Below are 317 nucleotides of genomic sequence, written 5' to 3' on the forward strand. Positions count from 1 at the left end.
GACCCGGGTCCGAACCTACTGTCGGATTGTTGTTCCCGTCGAAGAATGGAACGAGAGTGTTCGCCGTTGTCAGTCGAAAGACTTCATCACCGATTCCCGTATCTGTGGCCTCCAAAATCAGGTCGCCATTGAAAATAACTAGGTCGCCGTTAGGATCCTTTTCCACACTCGGGAAGCCGTCATCGTTACCATTCAGATTGGTGTGTAATTCGTATTGTCCGGTGGAGGTGTTGTACTCGAACAATTCTCGCCCGACATTACTCTCCATCACCGCGTAGAGGCGGTTGTTGAATACGAACTGCTCGGTCAGGTTCGAC

The 317-nt window shown here is 51.1% G+C and carries 1 protein-coding gene; it reads right to left on the reverse strand.

Features of this window, described 5'->3' with window-relative positions; genetic code table 11:
* The coding region (locus tag G6R38_RS27755; RefSeq protein ID WP_166832143.1) for a hypothetical protein at positions 1–317 on the reverse strand (317 nt) is incomplete at both ends.

This window comes from Thalassoroseus pseudoceratinae (genome assembly GCF_011634775.1).
Lineage (GTDB): Bacteria > Planctomycetota > Planctomycetia > Planctomycetales > Planctomycetaceae > Thalassoroseus > Thalassoroseus pseudoceratinae.